An 18,860-nucleotide genomic window follows, 5' to 3' on the forward strand; every position below is an offset into this window, starting at 1 on the left:
CTGTTATAAGAAAAAGGAGAAATACGGATATGTCGAAAAAGCAGGATGCCATTTATTTTGACAATTTCATCGCGTGCGCTCAGTACGCCAGCCAGGCCGCCCAGCTGCTGAAAGAGATCTTCCACAGCTTTGACCCCTCTCATATGTCCCAGTGGGCAGACCAGCTGCACGAGATCGAGCACGCGGCCGACAAGAAGCGCCACGCCATGACCGACAAGCTGGCCAAGGCCTTCATCACCCCCATCGAGCGGGAGGACATCGCCGATCTGAGCGGCAGCATCGACACCCTGGTGGACAAGCTGGAGGAGGTATGCATCCGGCTGTACATCCACAACATCCAGTCCATCCGCACCGGCGCCATGAATATGCTGGATGTGGTGATCCGCAGCTGCGAGGAAGTGTGCCACCTGATGGAGGAGTTCGCCGACTTCAGGCACTCCAAAAAGCTGAAGGATTACATCATCAAGATCAACTCCCTGGAAGAGGAGAGCGACCGGCTGTTCATCGCCAATATGCGCGAGCTGCACGTCACCCAGCTGGACATCCACGAGGTGCTGGCCTGGGAGGAGATCTACACCTACCTGGAAAAGTGCGCCGACGCCTGCGAGGAGATCGCCGACCAGGTGGAGAACATCGTGATGAAGAACTCCTGAATGGACAGAAAACAAGACCCATACAAAAAGGACAGCCCCGCAGGGCTGTCCCTTTCTTTTTATTCGCGATCGTATTTTGTTCACCGGCCGGCAGGGCTGTCCGGCATTTGCCAGGCAAAGTGGTCGGTGTGCAGCCAGGCTTCGGCCTCATGGCTGAGGGGCTGGTCCAGCTCGTCCCGGTAGAGGGCCAGCACGTCGGCGTTCTCATGGCTGAAACGCACCGCGCTCGAACGGTCCAACCCGTACAGCACCTGGCCGCGCTCGTGGGCCCGCTCGATGTCGTCGCAGTGGATGGGCTGGCCGCCGCCCCCTGCACAGCCGCCGGGGCAGGCCATGATCTCCACGAACTGGACCTTCACCTCCCCTTTCAGGATGGCCTCGCACAGGGCCCTGGCATTGCCCAGGCCGCTGGCCACAGCCACCCGGACGGTGGTGTCCGCGATCTCGAACTCGGCTTCCCGCCAGGCCCGGCTGTCGCCCCGGCGGGCCTCCCGCACGCTGCGGAACGAATCGGGCCGGGGATTGTGGCCGGTCACGCGGTAGTAGGCGGTGCGCAACGCGGCTTCCATCACGCCGCCGGTGGCGCCGAATATGACGCCCGCGCCGCTGTAATCTCCCAGCAGCCGGTCGAAGGGGGTCTCCAGCACCGAGGCCACCTGCACGTGCTCGGCCCGCAGCAGGCGCACCACCTCACGGGTGGTCAGCACATAGTCCACATCGGGCAGCCCGCTGGGGCTCTTCATGGTGGGCAGGGCGCTCTCGGCCTTTTTGGCCACGCAGGGCATCACCGATACGCAGCAGATCCGCTCGGGGGGCGTCTTGATCTGCCTGGCGAACCAGTGTTTGACCACCGCGCCGAACATCTGCTGGGGACTCTTGGCGGTGGACAGCTGCCCCACCAGCCGGGGGAACTGGCTCTTGACGAACCGCACCCAGCCCGGGCAGCAGCTGGTGAACATGGGGTACTGCTCCAGCTCCCCTTTGCCCAGCCGCTCCAGGAACTCGGCGCTCTCCTCCATGATGGTCAGGTCGGCGGAATAGCTGGTATCGAACACATAGTCAAAGCCCACCTGCCGCAATGCCCCGGCCAGCCGGTTGACGGTGGCCTGCTCCGGCTCCAGCCCAAAGGCCTCGCCCCAGGCGGTCCGGACGGCCGGCGCGATCTGCACCACCGTCACCGTGTTGGGGTCCTCGATGGCGCGCAGCACCGCCTGTACATCGTCCCGCTCCCGCAGGGCCCCCACCGGACAGTGGGTGATGCACTGGCCGCACAGCGAACAGTCCGCCTCGCGGATGGTGCGGTTGTCCGATACGTTCACGCGGGTGTGGCTGCCGGTGGCCACCAGATCCCAGACGTTCAAACTCTGCACCTTGTCGCAGATCTGGATGCAGCGCATACACTCGATGCACTTGGTGGCGTCCCGGATGAGCGGGAAGGTGCGGTCCCACCGGCGCAGCTTTTCGCTGGGCAAGGTCTCCTGGAAGGGGTTCTCACTCAGGCCCAGGTCGTTGGCCAGGGTCTGCAATTCACAGTTGCCGCTGCGCACGCAGAGGGCGCATTTGGCATCGTGCCGGCTGAGGATCAGCTGCAGGTTGGTCCGGCGGGCCCGGCGCACCCGGGCGTTGGTGGTCCGCACCACCATCCCCTCCGATACCACGTTGTTGCAGGCGGGGATCAGCTTTTCCTCTCCCGCCACCTCCACGCAGCACAGACGGCAGGCGCCGATCTCGTTGATCCCTTTCAGGTAGCACAGGTGCGGGATGTGCACCCCCGCCGACAGCGCCGCGTCCAGGATGGTGGTCCCCTCGGGCACGCAGACGGTCTTGTTGTCGATCTTCAGCGTTACCATTTGATGTTTCTCCCTCCCTTAAAGACGCCGTAGCCAAAGTGGTCGCACCGCAGGCAGCGGCCGCACTCCTGCTGGCATTCCTCCTCGGTCATCCCCTGGGTGACCAGCTCGAAATCCCCGGCGATCCGGGCGATGTGGCGGCTGCTCAGGTTGACCCGCCCGCAGGCCGGGCTGTTGGTCAGATGGGGCGCGGGCACGTCCACATCCACCGTGATGGTGTGATGGAAGCCCAGGAAGCTGTCGATGTTGTCTGCCGCCACCTTGCCGGCCGCCACGGCGCGGATGACGGTGGCCGGCCCGGACACCGCGTCGCCCCCGGCAAAGACATTGCCGCTGCCCGGCACAAAGGACGAGCTCTCGGCGTGGATGGCGCCCCAGCGGGTGCCGATGCCGCCCGCCTCAAAGGGCTTGGTATGGATGGCCTGACCGATGGCCACGATCACATAGTCGCAGGGGATGCGCACCGGCGGGGTGTTGGCTTTCTTGGGGCCGGGGCGCCCGTCCGAGCCCACCCGCCCGATGATCTGGGGCTGGGCCCACAGCGCCGCCACCCGGCCGTTCTCGTCCGCCTCGATCCGGGCCGGGGCGTGCAGGGGCAGGATCTCGCCGCCCTCGGCCTTGGCCTCGTCGATCTCCTCCGGCAGAGCGGTCATATCCTCCACCCGGCGGCGGTACACGCAGGTGACATGGGCGGCGCCCAGCCGCAGGCTGGTGCGGGTGGCATCCATGGCGACGTTTCCGCCCCCGATGACCACCACCCGCTTGCCCGCCAGGTCGGGGATGTTCCCTTCGCCGCACTCCCGCAGCATCCGCACAGCGCTGACCACGCCGCGGCTGTCCTCCCCTTCGATGCCCAGCTTTTTGTCGTCATGGGCGCCGATCGAGATATACACCGCGTCATACTGTGCCTTCAGCTGCTCCAGGGACAGGTCCGGGCCGCCCACCTCGGTGTCCAGCACCACTTCCACCCCGGCGTCCAGGATGTACTGGATGTCCTTGTCCAGCACCTTGGGGGGCAGGCGGTAGTCGGGGATGCCGTACCGCAGCATCCCGCCCAGTTTGTGGCGCTGCTCATACACCACGGCCCGGTGGCCCATCAGGGTCAGGAAGTAGGCCGCGGTCAGGCCGCCGGGGCCGCCGCCCACGACGGCCACCTTTTTGCCGGTGGGCTCTGCGCAGGGGGGCGGGGCGATGGGCCCTGCGTGGTCCACCGCGTACCGCTTGATGCCGCAGATGTTGACGGCGTCATCCACCATATGGCGGCGGCAGCGGGCCTCGCAGGGATGCTCGCAGACATAGCCGCACACCGCCGGGAAGGGGTTGTCCTTGCGGATGAGGCGGACGGCATCCTCATACCGGCCGGCCTTGACCAGGGCGATGTAGCCGGGCACGTCCACATGGGCCGGGCAGACCACCGTACAGGGGATCGAATGCTGCAGCCCGCAGATGCAGCGGCCCCGCAGCAGATGCTCCTCATAATCGTCCCGGAAGCCGCGCACTCCCTGCAGCACCATCCGGGCCGCCTCATAACCGATGGCGCAATCCGCCGTGTCCAGGATGACCTGGGCGGTGCTCTCGATGCAGTCGATCAGCTCGGGGCCTCCCTCGCCGTCCAGCACGTTCTCCAGCATCTGGGTCAGCTGGCCCAGGCCCACCCGGCAGGGCACGCATTTGCCGCAGGTCTGGGCATGGCACAGCCGCAGAAAGTTCAGAGCCATATCCACCGGGCACAGCCCCAGAGGGCTGGAAGCGATCCGGCGTTCCATATCCCGGTAAAGCCCCTCCAGCACCCGCTGGGACTGGCGGGGCGTCTCGATCACCAGTCGTTTCAAAGGTCCTTTCCTCCTATCCGTCCTATCGTTCGGCTTTTTCACAGTTTTTTCAAAACTTGTTCCTATCCTGTCTCGGATATCATGCAAGTTGACAACTGCCCCTATTGTACCTGAAAAGTTTGCCAAAGGCAAGTTTTTGCAAAAAAAGCGGGGCTGCCCGGCAAAAGGCAGCCCCGCCCGCACAGGCCGGGTATATTCCGGATCCAAAAACGGACCGCTCTGCTTATGCGCCCAGCTTGGCTTCCAGGCGCTGGCGGATGGCCTTGATAAAGCTGTCGCTGTCCACCGGGGTGGGGGTGATGCCCTCGGCCAGAGCGCACAGGTCCTTGGTCATGACGCCCTCGTTCAGGGTCTGGAGGCTGGCTTCCTCCAGCGCCTGGCCAAAGGCCACCAGGTCGGACAGACCGTCCAGCTCGCCCCGCTTCTTCAACGCGCCGGTCCAGGCAAAAATGGTGGCCATGGGGTTGGTGGAGGTCTTTTCCCCCTTCAGCCAGCGGTAGTAGTGGCGGGTGACGGTGCCGTGGGCGGCCTCGTACTCATATTTGCCGTCGGGGCTGACCAGGACGCTGGTCATCATGGCCAGGGAGCCGAAGGCCGTGGAGACCATATCGCTCATCACATCGCCGTCGTAGTTCTTGCAGGCCCAGATGAAGCCGCCCTCGCTGCGGATGACCCGGGCCACGATGTCATCGATCAGGCTGTAAAAATAGGTGATGCCGGCAGCCTCGAACTTGTCCTTGTATTCGGCGTCGTAGATCTCCTGGAAGATGTCCTTGAAGGTGTGGTCGTATTTCTTCGAGATGGTGTCCTTGGCGCCGAACCACAGATCCTGCCCGGCATCCAGGGCATAGGCAAAGCAGCTGCGGGCAAAGCTGGCGATGGAATCGTCCTTGTTGTAGCTGCCCTGCAGCACGCCGGGGCACTCGAAGTCGTAGATCACCGCTTCCTGCTTAGCGCCGTCCTCGCCGGTGAACCGCAGCTCGGCCCGGCCGGGACCCGGCACGCGGAATTCGGTGCACTTGTACACGTCGCCGTAGGCGTGACGCGCGATGGTGATGGGCTTTTTCCAGGTGCGCACCACCGGCTTGATGCAGTCGATCATGATGGGCGCCCGGAAGACGGTGCCGTCCAGCACGGCGCGGATGGTGCCGTTGGGGCTTTTCCACATCTCGTGCAGCTTGTACTCGTCCATCCGCTGGGCGTTGGGGGTGATGGTGGCGCACTTGACCGACACGCCGTATTTCTTGTTGGCCAGCGCCGCGTCCATCGTCACCTGGTCCCCGGTGGCGTCCCGGTTGGGCAGGCCCAGATCGTAATACTCGGTCTTGAGGTCCACAAAGGGCAAAATCAGCTCATCCTTGATGCTGCGCCAAAGGATGCGGGTCATCTCGTCGCCGTCCATCTCCACCAGGGGGGTGGTCATTTTGATCTTTTCCATGGTTCATTCCCTTCCTCTCGGTAATCTATCACGCCGTTTTAAACGGAACGTTTACTGATATGCAGCCGCCAGGCGCTCCAGGGCGGGCAGGCTGCGGCGCACCTTTTCGGTCTCGATGCAGTAGGCCAGCCGGACATAGCCCTGCACCCCAAAGGTATCGCTGGGCACCAGCAGCAGGTCGAATTCCCTGGCCTTGCGGCAGAAGGCGTTGGCGTCCGCCTCCAGCGCCCTGGGGAAGATATAGAAGGTGCCGCCGGGGCGCTCCACCGCAAAGCCCAGGTTTTTCAGGGCATCGTAGAGGATGTCCATGTTGGTCTGGTACACCGACAGGTCGCTGGTCACCTCCAGGCAGCGGGCCGCCGCCTTCTGGATGATGCTGGGCGGGCAGTTGTGCCCGGTGAACCGGGAGATCTGCACCATCATATCCACCAGCACATCCGCCCCTTCGCAGCCGGGCGCCACCGCCACATAGCCCAGACGCTCCCCGGGCAGGCTCAGGCTCTTGGAAAAGGAGAAGCAGGTCAGGGTATGGGGGTAGAAGGACGCCGGATAGGGCACCGTCTTGCCGTCAAAGACGATATCCCGGTAGGGCTCGTCGCTGACCAGGTAGATGACATGGCCGTAGGCCTGGCTCTTTTGGGTGAGGATCTGTGCCATCTGCACAAGGGTCTGGGCCGAATAGACCACGCCGGTGGGGTTGTTGGGGGTGTTGATCAGGACGGCGGTCACCCGGGGGGTCAGCATGGCCTCGAAGGCTTCGAGGTTGGGCTGGAACACCGGGGGCTGGGCAGGCACCACCTTGAGGGCCGCGCCGGTGCCTGCCACATAAGGCCCGTACTCGGGGAAGTAGGGCGCGAAGGTGAGCACCTCATCCCCGGGCGCCGTGACGGCCCGCAAGGCGTGGGCAATGGCCCCTGCCGCCCCTGTGGTGGGGAAGATGTGCTTCTGCTCATAGGGCAGGCCAAAATGGGCCTTCAGGTGGGCGGCAGCGGCCGTGCGGAACCCCGGGTCACCCTGGTTGGGGCAGTAGCCGTGGAGGCTCACCGGGTCCTCGTGGGCCAGCAGATCCTGCATGGCCGCCGTAAACGCCGGCGGACAGGGCACGCTGGGATTGCCCAGCGAGTAATCAAAGACGTTTTCATAGCCGATCTGGGCGGCCCGCTGGCGGCCGTAGGCGGCCGTTTCCCGGATGACGCTCTTGTTCGCCAGCATCCGGCGGTAAGTCTCATTGAGCATTTACGCTTCCCTCTTTTTGGCGGGCGGGGCAGCCACATAGCTCTGCTCCACCTTGATCTTGCAGATGTAGGCCGGGTCCTGGCCGGCCACAAAATCCCCCAGCTTCTGCCGGACCGCTTTTTCGTCCCCGGTATACCCCGCCGGGAACACCAGGTCAAACAGCACATTGGTGTGGGTAGGCCCCGGCACCAGCCGCAGGTCGTGGATGGACAGGGCCGGATCGATGGCCTTGGCCTCCTGGTTCAGCCGGGCCCGCAGCACCCCCACCCGGGCATCCGAGGTGACGATGGGGTCGTAGTGGATGGTCAGCAGGATGTGCATTTCCTCCCGCACATCCCGCTCGATGTTGTCGATCAGGTCGTGGGCCTCCAGGGGGTCCACTTCGGTGGGGAACTCCACGTGCAGCGAGGCGAACTGCCGCCCCGGCCCATAGTCGTGGACCATCAGGTCGTGCACGCCCAGCACCCGGGGGTAGGATAGCACCTTCTTCTCCAGCTCCTCCACCAGCTCCGGAGAGGGGGTCTCCCCCAGCAGGGGGCTCAGGGTGTCTCGCACCAGGCCCCAGCCCGACCACAGGATGAAGGCGGCCACGCCCACGCCCATGACGCCGTCGATGACGTCCAGGCCGGTGGCATTGCACAGCACCGCCGACAGCAGCACCACGCTGGTGGAGATCACATCGTTGCGGCTGTCGGCCGCCGTGGCGATCAGGGTCTCGGACTCGATGGCGAGGCCCACCCGCCGGTTGAAAAAGCTCATCCAGATCTTGACCAGGATGGAGGCGCACAGGACCGCCACCGTCAGCAGACTGAAGCCCACCGGCTCGGGGTGCAGCACTTTGGCGGCCGAATCTTTCAGCAGGGTCAGGCCGATGGCCATGATCATGGTGCTGACGGCCAGGCCCGCCAGGTACTCATAGCGGGCGTGACCGTAAGGGTGCTCGGCGTCGGGGCCCTTGGCCGCCAGCTTGAAGCCGATCAGGCTGACCACGCTGGAGGACGCGTCGGACAGGTTGTTGACGGCGTCGGCGGTGATGGCGATGGAGCCGAACAGGGTGCCCACCGTCAGCTTGCCCGCAAACAGCAGCACGTTGCACACCACCCCCACAAGGCCCGCCAGACGGCCATAGCGTTGGCGGACGGCGGGGTCCTGCTTGTTCTGATAATCCTTGACAAAGGTGCGTATCAGCAGCTGTGTCAATGAAACGATCTCCCTTCCGTATAGGCATCATATAAATATACCTTTTGTTGACAGTCTTGGCCTTTTTCCGCGACTGTGGATTTAAGTATAACATGTTGCTTTACTGTTGAAAAGTGCTTTGGCCAAATTTTTGCCCTCCCGCAAGGAAAAACTCCCCTTTCGGGCGCAGCCATACCTTCCCCCGCCCCGCCAGCCGGGATATGCAAAAACGCCCAGCCTTGCGGCCGGGCGCCCGGATTCGATTCCTATTTAGATATTATGTCAAAATGTATCCGTTTTGTTCAATCTTCCAGATCCTCGCCGTTGGTGGCGATGACCTTCTTGTACCAGTAGAAGCTGTCCTTCCGGCTGCGGGCCAGCGTGCCGTTGCCCTCGTTGTCCTTGTCCACATAGATGAAGCCATAGCGCTTTTTCATCTCGCCGGTGGAGGCGGACACCAGGTCGATGGGGCCCCACATGGTGTAGCCCATCACCGGCAGGCCGTCCTCATCCACCGCCTGGATCAGGGCGCGGATGTGGGCGCGCATATACTCGATGCGGTAGCTGTCGTGGATGCTGCCGTCCGGCTCCACCTTGTCCACCGCGCCCAGACCGTTCTCCACAATGAACAGGGGCTTCTGATAGCGGTCATACAGGCTGTTCATGGTGGTGCGCAGGCCCTCGGGATCGATGGCCCAGCCCCACTCGCTGGTCTTCAGATAGGGGTTCTTGACCCCGCCGAAGGCCGCATTGCCGGAGGCGCCCTCCTTGGCCAGCATCTCGGGGTCGGCGCTGACGCACCGGCTGGAGTAGTAGCTGAAAGAGATGAAGTCCACCGTGCCGGCCTGCATATCCGCCTCATCCTCGGGGGTGCAGTCCAGCTGGATGCCGGCCCGCTCCATCCGCTTTTTGGCCCATACGGGGTAAGCGCCCCGGGCCTGGGCGTCAATGAAGAAGTAGTTGTCCCGGTCGGCTTCCTGGGCGGCCCAGATATCCCTGGGGCTGCAGGTGCGGGGGTAATACTGGCCTGCGGCCAGCATACAGCCTACCATGGCCCCCGGCATCATCTCGTGGGCCATCCGCACCGCCTTGGCACTGGCCACGATCTCGTAGTGAGCAGCCCGGTACTGGACCTCGGTGGGGTCCTCCCCCGGCTCAAACAGGATGCCCGCTCCCATAAAGGGCAGATGGAGCAGCATATTGATCTCATTGAAGGTCAGCCAGTACTTCACCTTGTTCTTGTACCGGCCAAAGATGGCGGCGCAGTATTTCAGGTAAGCGCCGATCATCCGGCGGTCCTTCCAGCCGCCATACTTCTTGATGAGGGCGATGGGGGTATCGAAGTGGCAGATGGTCACCAGCGGCTCGATGCCATACTTATGGCACTCGTCGAACAGACTGTCATAGAAGGCCAGGCCCTCCTCGTTGGGGGTGTCGTCGTCCCCGTTCGGCAGGATGCGGGTCCATGCGATGGACAGCCGGTAGCACTTGAAGCCCATCTCTGCAAACAGCTTGATGTCTTCCTTGTAGTGGTGGTACAGGTCGATGGCCTGGTGTGCGGGATAGCTGTGCTCTGCGTCGCAGGCCAGCATCTTTTTCTCGCCCCGCATCACCGGCATACGGTCGGGCCCAAAGGGGATGACATCCACCGTGGACAGGCCCCGGCCCCCCTCGTCATAAGCGCCCTCGCACTGGTTGGCGGCGGTAGCGCCGCCCCATAAGAAATCCTTCGGCAAAGACATGGTTTACCTCCTTATCCTATCTCAAAAAACGCCCCCAAAGGCAAAAGCCCTTTGGGGGCGGCTGGCCGGGTGGATCGGGGTCCGCCGCCGGCGGGGCAGCGGACCTCCAAAGACACGCCGTATTCTCTTTTACTTAAGCCTTCGGCTCAGCCTTGGCTTTGGATTTGGCCTTGGGCGCGGCTTCCGCCTTGGGATCCTCTGCCTGGGGTTCGGCCTCGCCGGCCTCCTCGTCCACCACCGCGGCGGCGGGCTTGGACAGGTCGATGCTGCGGATCTTCTTGCGCACCGGCAGGATGCTCTTGGGGTTGACCGACAGCTCGTCCACGCCCATCCGCAGGAAGGTCTCGGTGAGGGACGTATCCGCGCCCAGCTCGCCGCAGATGCCCACCCAGATGCCATGGCGGTGGCCCGCGTCGATGGTCATCTTGATCTCACGCAGCACGGCGGGGTGATGGGGGTTGGCAAAGGGCTCCAGCTTGGCGTTCTGGCGGTCCAGCGCGCAGGTGTACTGGGTCAGGTCGTTGGTCCCGATCGAGAAGAAATCGCACTCCTCGGCCAGGTCATCCGCCACCAGCACGGCGGCCGGGGTCTCGATCATGGTGCCCACTTCGATGTCCCCCATCTTCTTGCCTTCGGCAGCCAGCTCCACCTTGCACTCGTCCAGGATGTTCTTGGCGTCGTGGAGTTCGCGCAGGCTGGTGATCATGGGGAACATGATGCCCAGGTTGCCGTAGGCCGAAGCCCGCAGCAGCGCCCGCAGCTGGGTCTTGAAGAAGTCCTTGCGGGTCAGGCAGATGCGGATGGCACGGTAGCCCAAAGCCGGGTTCTCCTCGTGGTCCAGCTTCATGTAGTCCACCGTCTTGTCCGCGCCGATGTCGCAGGTGCGGATGATGACCTTCTTGGGGGCCAGGGTCTCCACCACCTGCTTGTATGCCTCGAACTGGTATTCCTCCGTGGGATAGTCCTTGCTGTTCAGATAGACGAACTCGGAGCGGAACAGGCCCACGCCGCCGGCGTCATTCTGCTGCACAGCGCCCACGTCCCCAATGCCGCCGATGTTGGCATAGACGTTGATGGTGGTGCCGTCCAGGGTGGTGTTGGTCTTGCCCTTCAGCTCCTGCAGCAGGGCCAGTTTCTTTTTGTCCTCCTGCTGGCGCTTCTGCAGGCTCTTGAGCAGGTCGGCGGTGGGGTCCACATAGACGCAGGCGTTGTAGCCGTCGATGACCGCCATCTTGCCGTCCCAGCTGTCGTCGATCTCCTTGCACTGGATCAGGGCGGGGATGTTCATGCTGCGGGCCAGGATGGCTGTGTGGCTGTTGGTGCTGCCCTCCCGGGTGATAAAGCCCAGAAGCAGGCTCTTGTCCAGCCGCACCGTCTCGGAGGGGGCCAGGTCCTCGGCCACCAGGATGGAGGGTTCCGTGCCCTGCATGCTGTCCACATCGGTGCCCTGCAGGATGTCCAGCATGGCCTGGGCAATGTCCATCACATCGGCGCTGCGGGCCTGCAGATAGGGGTCGTCCATGGCGGCAAAGACGGCCGCCTGGTTGGTGCCGGCCGTTTTGACTGCATACTCTGCGCACATCTTCTGCTTGGTGATGATCTCTTTGATGGCGTCCACAAAGTCGTCATCCTCCAGCATCATGGCGTGGATGTTGAACACCTCCGCGATGTCCTCGCCTGCCTCCTCCAGGGCCTTCTCATACAGGGCGGTCTGCTGGGCGATCGCCTTCTGCTGGGCGTCCTCAAAGCGCAGCAGCTCCGCGCCGGTGTCGGTGACAGGGGTGGTGGAGATGGTGGTATCTTTTTTCTTGTAGATCTTGATCTTGCCGATGGCAATGCCGTTCAATACGCTTTTACCAGTGCCTACCTGCATTACATTCTCATCCTTTCTTTACAGTGCGGCCCCCTCCATGGGCCCGCCCTGCCTTTAAAAAAGCCCCCGCAGAGAACCGCGAGGGCTAAAAATGTGTAGATTTAGAGGTTCTCGGTCATGAACTTCTCGATATCGGCCACAGTGGCGTCCTCATCGTCGCCCTCAACCTTGACGGTGACGGTATCGCCCTGCTTGACGCCCATGCCCATCAGCGCCATCAGCTTGCGCATATCACAGCTCTTGCCGTCCTTCTCCAGGGTGGCGGTGCTGGCGTGGCTCTTGACCACCTTGACCAGCAGGCCGGCAGGGCGTGCGTGGATGCCGCAGGCATCCTTAATAGTATACTGGAATTCCTTCATAGATCATTTCTCCTTATAACGTAAACTCAGGGCGGGGCGCCCCGCCCCCCAAACCATGTGCATACAGGCATGCACGACTGTGGATATATTTATTATAAACCCTGCACCTGATTTTTTCACCCTTTCAATTTGCCAATTTTTTACTTTGTTTTTTGTGGTTTTTTCACAGAACTTTCCGCGTCCCGGCCGGCGCCTTCCCAAAACAGCCGCAAGGCCCCGCCCATCTGGCCCCTTTTGGGGGGATGGGCGGGGCCTTGCGGCCCTTCATTCCACCGGATACCCGTTGGCATCCAGAGGCAGGTCGATGTAAGGCGCCGTGCTCTCCTGCGCCTCCTGGAGCTGGGCCGCCGCTTCTGCCGGGACGCTGGCCGCCGCCTCCTGGGAAGCCGCCGCTGCGGCCGCCTCCTGCTGGGCGTCGGCCATGGCGGCCTGCGCGTCGCCCAGACCGGTCACCATGCCCGAAGGCTTGGCGAGCAGGTAGGCGCCCACCGGCTTTTTCTTGTACACCAGCAGCACCCCATAGTAGCTCTCCTGCCCGTTGGAGGCAGACGGGATCAGCGCCTGCCACTTTTCCACCGTCTTGCCCTTATAGCGGGACAGATCCAATCCGCTCTGGGCCACCACCTCGTTGAATGCCGAAAAGCTGTCGTCCCATTTGCGGGGTATCTTGACCTTGTCGGCCGTGATGGACGCCCCGTCCACCTCCAGCCCATACCCGGTAAACCAGGTCTGGATGTCCTGGGCCGACTCGATCCTGCCCCCGGGGCTGGCTGCCGTCTCGACGGTGCGGGTGCTGATATACCGCCCCAGCAGGGCGCTGCACACCACCACCGCGCAGCACATGGCTCCCACGCCGATCTGGCGCAGCCGCGCCCGGTTGAGTGTCAATACAAACATAGGTTCCGCCTCCCCCACACTGTGCTCGTTCACTGGGTACAGCTTATGCCCCGGAACGCCGGGCTATGCATGGCAAAACAAAACCCCCGTGCTCGTAAAGGGCACAGGGGGCGGCAGGGGCAGCTCAGGCCTCCGAGGAGATGTCGCTGCCGAAATATTTTTCCGAGATCTCTGCCAGGGTGCCGTCGGCCCGCAGGGTGTCGATGGCCTCGTTGACGGCGGCCAGCAGGCTGGCGCTCTCGGGCGCCTTGCGCACCGGGATGCAGACATGGGAGGCGTCATCGGTCTGGGCGACGATCTTGAAGGCCGCGTCGGGATGGACGTTCAGATAGTCGTAGAACGAGACGTCGGCGTTGAGGGTGGCGTCCACACGGCCTGCCAGCAGCATCTGGATGGTCTCATCCAGGGTGTCCACCCCCAGCACTTCGGCCCCATAGCTCTCGGCCAGGGTCATGTAGGTGCTGGCGATGGAGTTGGCGGTGGTCTTGCCCGCCAGGTCCTCAAAGCTGGTGATATCGGTGTTGTCCGACCGCACCGCCAGCGCGGTATGGATGTAGGCGTACGGCTGTGAGAAGTCGTAGCTCTTGGCCCGTTCCTCGGTCACCTCCACGCCGTTGCAGACGATGTCATAGCGGCCGGCGTCCAGGCCCGCAAACAGGCCGTCCCATTCGCCCTCCACATATTCGGGCTCCACCCCCAGCTGCTGGGCGATGGCGCGGGACACTTCCACATCGTAGCCCACCAGGGTATCGGTATCGTCGTGGTAGCACCAGGGAGACCAGGCGCCCTCCAGCGCCACGATCAGGGTGCCGCGCTGGCGGATCTCCTCCAGCCGGTCGGCCGGCGCGCTGGAAGCGGTCCCGGCGCCGCTGCCTGCGGCAGCGCTGCTGCCGGAAGACGAGCAGCCGCTCAGCTCCAGCACACCTGCGGCGGCCAGTACCGCCATCATCGAAATAAAGTTCCTTCTTTTCATAGATCGATCCTCATTTGTAGCATTATCGGTTGGCGATCCGGCTCAGGAAAGCGCGGGTGCGCTCCTGCCGGGGCGCGGCAAAGAACTGGGCCGAGGGGGCGCTCTCCACGATGCGGCCATCCTCCATGAAGATGACATGGCTGGACACATCCCGGGCAAAGCCCATCTCATGGGTGACCACCAGCATGGTCATCCCCTCGGCGGCCAGCTGCCGCATGACGTCCAGCACCTCGCCGGTCAGCTCGGGGTCCAGCGCGGAGGTGGGCTCGTCGAAATAGATGATCTCGGGGCTGGTGGCCAGGGCCCGGGCAATGGCCACCCGCTGCTGCTGTCCCCCCGACAGCTGGTGGGGATACTGGCTGCACCGGTCGGCCATCCCCACCTTTTGCAGCATCTGCACCGCGATCTCCTCCGCCTGTGCCTTGTGCATCCGGCGGGCTACCACCAGCCCCTCGGTGACATTTTGCAGCACCGTCTTGTTGCGGAACAGGTTGTAGCTTTGGAACACAAAGGCGGTCTTGCGGCGCAGGCGGGCGGTGTCTGCGCGGGAGATGCGGGCCAGGTCGAACGGTTCCCCGTCAAAGGTCAGGCTGCCGCTGTCCGCCTTCTCCAGGAAGTTGATGCAGCGCAGCAGGGTGGTCTTGCCCGAACCCGAAGGCCCCAGGATGGCCACCACCGAGCCCTTGTCCACCGACAGGCTGACCCCCTTGAGCACCTCCCGCTCCCCGAAGGATTTATGGATGTCGCTTACTTCCAGCATGGGCATGGGTCAGGCCTCCTTTAGTTGAATCCGTGGGCGTTGAGGTATTTTTCGCCCTTCTTCTGCACCCAGGTCAGCACGGTGCAGAAGATCAGATAGATCACCGCCAGCTCACAGTACACCGGCAGGAACTGGTAGGTATAGGACGCCACCCGCTGGGTGGCCATGAACATCTCCGCCACCGTGATATTGGCGGCCAGGGAGGTGTCCTTCACCATCCCGATGAGGGAGTTGGACAGGGGCGGGAAGGCGGTGCGCAGGGCCTGCGGCATGATGATGCGGCGCATCACCTGCCCCCAGGACATCCCCACGCAGTAGCCCGCCTCCAGCTGGCCGGACGGCACCGACTCCAGCGCGGCGCGGATGGTCTCGGCGCAGTAGGCCCCCTCGTTGATGGAAAAGGCGATCACCGCCGTGGGGAAGGCGTCCAGCACGATGCCCATACTGGGCAGCCCGTAAAAGATGATGAACAGCTGCACCAGCAGCGGGGTGCCCCGCACCACCCAGATGTACACCCGGGCCAGCTGCCGCAGCACCGGCACACGGGCGTACTGCACCAGCGCCACCGCCGCCGCGATCACCATGGCAAAGGCAAAGGACAGCACCGTCAGCGGGATGGTGACGGCCAGGCCCGGCACCAGGATGCGGGGGAATGAGTCGATCAGCACCTGAACGGTGCGGTTTTGCAATAGCGTTTCCAACATAGACAAAAACAACCTTTTCTTTCGGGATGCATCTCCACAGGCCGGCCTGCGGCCCATGGCCCAAACCGGCTTTCCTACTATAACACCGGCCGGGCCGGAAGGCAAATACCTATCCCGTATATCCTACCATACTTCTAGGGCATGGGGTATATCTGCGCAGCCTCAGCCCAGGCAGTTGGAGCAGGGGGTATATCCGGCCTGCACCGCCTGCTCATAGCTGGAGAACAGCACCTGGTTGGCGGGGTCGGGGAGGTTCGAGCAGCTGGGCAGATGGAATTTTTTGGAGTTGACGTTGCCGATATAGGCCTGGATGGTCTGGGGGCTGCTGCTCTGCTGGCCGCTGCCATCGGCGGTGGTGGGGTTCTGCTGCTCGGGCGGCACATACCGCTCGCTGGAGACGGTGTAGTTGGCGCCGTCGCTGGAGATGGTGATGGTGCCCGACAGGTCGGTGCGCCACACGTCCACCCCGGCGTCGCGCAGGCGGCTGAGGGCCGCCTCGCTGGGGTGGCCGTAGCTGTTGCCGGTCCCCACCGAGATGACCCCCACCTCGGGCAGCACCGCATTGAGGAAGACGTACCCGGTGGAGGTCTCGCTGCCGTGGTGGCCTACCTGCAGCACGTCCACATCCACCGGCGCCCCCGAGGCCACCAGATCGTCCTCGGCGTCCTGCTCCATGTCGCCGGTCAGCAGGAAGCTGGTCTGGCCGTAGTCGATCCGCACCACCAGGGAGGTATCGTTGGTGTCGTCATACTGGGCCACCGGCCCGATGATCTGCACGGTGGCGCTGCCCAGCTGCCAGCTGGTGCCCACGGAGGGCACCTCCACCGCCAGGCCCTGCTGCTGGGCGTACTTGACGAAGTCCGAAAAGCACTGTGTATCGGCCTGGGCCACCGGGGCGTAGACGTGCCCCGCCGGGAATTTGGCCAGCACCGCCGCCAGGCCCCCCACATGGTCCTCGTGGGCGTGGCTGCAAATGACGTATTCCAGCCGGCTGACCCCCTTGCTCTGCAGATAGGACACCACCAGGCTGCCGTCCTCCACATTGCCGCCGTCGTACAGCATACTCTGGCCGTCGCAGGTGATCAGGACGCTCAGGGCCTGTCCCACGTCGATGAAGTTGACCGAAAAGGCCCCTTCCGCCGCGGGCTGGACCGGCTGCGCCGTACTGGAGGACGGGGCGGCCGCAGCGTCCTGCAGGGCCGCCAGCGCGTCCTCGCAGCCCGCCAGGCCGAGGGCCAGGGAAACCGCCAGAGCCAGAGACGCCAGGCGGCGCAGCAGCCCGGCCGGGAGGGAGTGTCGATTCTGTTCCATCATTTTTTACCCTTGCGGGGACCTGCCCCGCTCTCCTTCTTTGCATGATCTTTTTTGGGGGCGGTGCGGGGCGCAAAGCGGGCGCCCGGGGCGGGCTGCCGCTGTGCCCCCGCGTTCGTCCTGCCCTGCCTGCCCCTGGGCGGGTGGACGGTGTAGCTGCCGTCGGGGTGGATGGTCACATCCCGGGCCTGGGCCTTTCGGGCGCTGCGCTGCACCGCCCGCCGGCCTGCGGCAGGCACCAGCAGGGGGATCAGGTCCTCCCGGTGGGTCAGCTTGAGGGCCTTGACCACCTTTTCGGCGTTCCGCGGCTCGTAGTATTGCAGCAGGGCCCGCTGCAGCGCCTTGCCCTCTGCGGTCTTTTCCACAAACACCGGCTTGAGGGTGTAGGGGTCCAGCCCGGTGTAGAACATACAGGTGCTGACGGTGCCGGGGGTGGGATAGAAGTCCTGCACCTGCTCGGGACGCATATGGTTTTTGTACAGGTACTCGGCCAGATAGACCGCATCCTTCAGGGTGCTGCCCGGATGGCTGGACATCAGGTAGGGCACCAGGTACTGCTTTTTGCCCGCCCGGCGGCTGAGCTCATAGAACTTGTCCTTGAACCGGTCGAACACCTCGATGGGAGGCTTGCCCATATAGGCCAGAGTATTGGGGGCGCAGTGTTCGGGGGCCACCTTGAGCTGACCCGACACATGGTATTCCACCAGCTCCTTGAAAAAGGTATCGTCGGGGTCGGCCATCAGATAGTCGAACCGGATGCCGCTGCGGACGAACACCTTCTTGACCCCCGGCAAAGCCCGCACCCGCCGCAGGATGTCCAGATAGTCCTTGTGGTCCACGATCAGGTGGGAACAGGGCTGGGGGGCCAGGCAGTGCTTGCCCCCGGTGCACATCCCCTTGGTCATCTGCTGCCCGCAGGAGGGGAAGCGGAAGTTGGCGGTGGGGCCTCCCACATCGTGGATGTAGCCCTTGAAGTCGGGCTCGTGGGTCATCCGCTCGGCCTCGGCCACGATGCTGTCGGCGCTGCGGCTGGTCACCCGCCGGCCCTGGTGCAGCTGGATGGCGCAGAAGTTGCATCCGCCAAAGCAGCCCCGGTTCTGGATGATGGAGAACTGCACCTCCCGGATGGCAGGCACCCCGCCCATGGACTCGTACACCGGGTGGTAGCGCCGGGTGTAGGGCAGGGCGTAGACCTTGTCCAGCTCCCAGCGCACCAGGGGCTTGGCGGGGATGTTCTGCACCAGATACCGCTCGCTCTGTTTCTGTACGATGATCTGCCCGCTCACCACGTCCTGGTTGTCCATCTGGATGCGGCAGGCCCGGGCATAGGCCACCTTGTCGGCGGCCACTTTTTTAAAGCCGGCGCACTCCACATAGCGGGGCGGCAGGTGCTCAAAGTCGGTCATGTAGCAGGTGCCGGCCACATCGGTGATGGTGGAGATATCCTCCCCTGCCGCCAGCCGCCGGGCGATCTCGACGGTCTGGTGTTCCCCCATCCCGAAGCTGATCAGGTCGGCGCCCGCGTCCTCCGCGATGCTGGGCAGCACGGTGTCCAGCCAGTAGTCGTAGTGGGCGAACCGCCGCAGAGACGCCTCCAGACCGCCCAGGATGACCGGCAGGTCGGGGTATGCCTCCTTGGCCAGCCGGGTATAGACGGTGGCGCTGCGGTCGGGCCGCGCCCCCGCCCTGCCGCCGGGGGAGTATTCATCCTCGGCCCGGGGGATCTTGGCCACCGAATAGTGGCTGACCATGCTGTCCACGTTGCCGCCGCCGATGAAAAAGCCGTATTTGGGTTTGCCGAACCGCTTGAAATCCTCGCAGTCGGTGTAGCGGGGCTGGGCCAGCACGCCCACCCGGTAGCCCTCTGCTTCCAGCAGCCGGCTGATGATGGCGGTGCCAAAGCTGGGGTGGTCCACATAGGCGTCCCCGCCCACCACTACAAAGTCCAGCTGGTCCCAGCCGCGCTCGTCCATGTCCGCCCGGCAGATGGGCAGGAATTCGGTATAGGCCGGATACCCGGCCGTCGTGGTCGTATTGCTCATAGGTGCTCCTT

At 63.9% G+C, this 18,860-nt stretch carries 15 protein-coding genes; 1 reads left to right on the top strand and 14 read right to left on the bottom strand.

The window, feature by feature from the left end; translation table 11 throughout:
- Window positions 1–29 precede the first annotated feature (29 nt).
- On the top strand, window positions 30–653 hold the full coding sequence (locus B5E66_RS07650) for a DUF47 domain-containing protein (RefSeq protein ID WP_087230992.1): 624 nt from the start codon (window positions 30–32) through the stop codon (window positions 651–653).
- 80 nt (window positions 654–733) lie between these two features.
- Here B5E66_RS07650 and B5E66_RS07655 read toward each other — a convergent pair whose 3' ends face one another.
- From B5E66_RS07655 to B5E66_RS07720, 14 genes are all read right to left on the bottom strand, one after another.
- Window positions 734–2,503 carry a [FeFe] hydrogenase, group A gene (locus B5E66_RS07655; protein WP_087230995.1) on the bottom strand — a complete coding sequence of 590 codons (1,770 nt, stop codon included), beginning with the start codon at window positions 2,501–2,503 and terminating at the stop codon, window positions 734–736.
- Window positions 2,497–4,335: an NAD(P)-binding protein gene (locus B5E66_RS07660; RefSeq protein WP_087230998.1), complete on the bottom strand. Its 1,839-nt coding sequence runs from the start codon at window positions 4,333–4,335 to the stop codon at window positions 2,497–2,499. The genes B5E66_RS07655 and B5E66_RS07660 overlap by 7 nt, the downstream gene beginning before the upstream one ends.
- Window positions 4,336–4,558: 223 nt before the next feature.
- Window positions 4,559–5,773 carry an NADP-dependent isocitrate dehydrogenase gene (locus tag B5E66_RS07665; RefSeq protein ID WP_087231001.1) on the bottom strand — a complete coding sequence of 405 codons (1,215 nt, stop codon included), beginning with the start codon at window positions 5,771–5,773 and terminating at the stop codon, window positions 4,559–4,561.
- A gap of 51 nt (window positions 5,774–5,824) precedes the next feature.
- Window positions 5,825–7,009, bottom strand: a complete 1,185-nt coding sequence (locus B5E66_RS07670) for a pyridoxal phosphate-dependent aminotransferase (RefSeq protein ID WP_087231004.1) — start codon at window positions 7,007–7,009, stop codon at window positions 5,825–5,827.
- Entirely contained in the window at window positions 7,010–8,209 is a 1,200-nt protein-coding gene (locus tag B5E66_RS07675; protein ID WP_087231007.1) for a cation diffusion facilitator family transporter, read from the bottom strand.
- 281 nt (window positions 8,210–8,490) lie between these two features.
- On the bottom strand, window positions 8,491–9,930 hold the full coding sequence (locus B5E66_RS07680) for a 6-phospho-beta-glucosidase (RefSeq protein ID WP_087231010.1): 1,440 nt from the start codon (window positions 9,928–9,930) through the stop codon (window positions 8,491–8,493).
- Between the two features lie 133 nt (window positions 9,931–10,063).
- The gene (gene ptsP, locus B5E66_RS07685) at window positions 10,064–11,803 is read right to left on the bottom strand and encodes a phosphoenolpyruvate--protein phosphotransferase (protein ID WP_087231013.1); all 1,740 of its coding nucleotides are present in this window, start codon (window positions 11,801–11,803) and stop codon (window positions 10,064–10,066) included.
- A 101-nt stretch (window positions 11,804–11,904) separates the two neighbouring features.
- Window positions 11,905–12,162, bottom strand: a complete 258-nt coding sequence (locus B5E66_RS07690) for an HPr family phosphocarrier protein (RefSeq protein WP_087231016.1) — start codon at window positions 12,160–12,162, stop codon at window positions 11,905–11,907.
- A gap of 264 nt (window positions 12,163–12,426) precedes the next feature.
- Window positions 12,427–13,059, bottom strand: a complete 633-nt coding sequence (locus tag B5E66_RS07695) for a DUF4830 domain-containing protein (protein ID WP_087231019.1) — start codon at window positions 13,057–13,059, stop codon at window positions 12,427–12,429.
- 124 nt (window positions 13,060–13,183) lie between these two features.
- Window positions 13,184–14,032 (bottom strand): transporter substrate-binding domain-containing protein, encoded by an 849-nt coding sequence (locus B5E66_RS07700; protein WP_087231023.1) that lies wholly within the window; start codon window positions 14,030–14,032, stop codon window positions 13,184–13,186.
- Between the two features lie 22 nt (window positions 14,033–14,054).
- Window positions 14,055–14,798: an amino acid ABC transporter ATP-binding protein gene (locus B5E66_RS07705; RefSeq protein WP_087231026.1), complete on the bottom strand. Its 744-nt coding sequence runs from the start codon at window positions 14,796–14,798 to the stop codon at window positions 14,055–14,057.
- A gap of 14 nt (window positions 14,799–14,812) precedes the next feature.
- Window positions 14,813–15,496: an amino acid ABC transporter permease gene (locus B5E66_RS07710; RefSeq protein WP_087231029.1), complete on the bottom strand. Its 684-nt coding sequence runs from the start codon at window positions 15,494–15,496 to the stop codon at window positions 14,813–14,815.
- Between the two features lie 162 nt (window positions 15,497–15,658).
- Window positions 15,659–16,810, bottom strand: coding sequence for a ComEC/Rec2 family competence protein (locus B5E66_RS07715; RefSeq protein WP_242956004.1), 1,152 nt, complete (start codon window positions 16,808–16,810; stop codon window positions 15,659–15,661).
- Window positions 16,807–18,849, bottom strand: a complete 2,043-nt coding sequence (locus B5E66_RS07720) for a YgiQ family radical SAM protein (RefSeq protein ID WP_087231032.1) — start codon at window positions 18,847–18,849, stop codon at window positions 16,807–16,809. The genes B5E66_RS07715 and B5E66_RS07720 overlap by 4 nt, the downstream gene beginning before the upstream one ends.
- Window positions 18,850–18,860 lie beyond the last annotated feature (11 nt).

Origin of the sequence: Faecalibacterium sp. An121 (assembly GCF_002160915.1) — a bacterium.
GTDB lineage: Bacteria > Bacillota > Clostridia > Oscillospirales > Ruminococcaceae > Faecalibacterium > Faecalibacterium avium.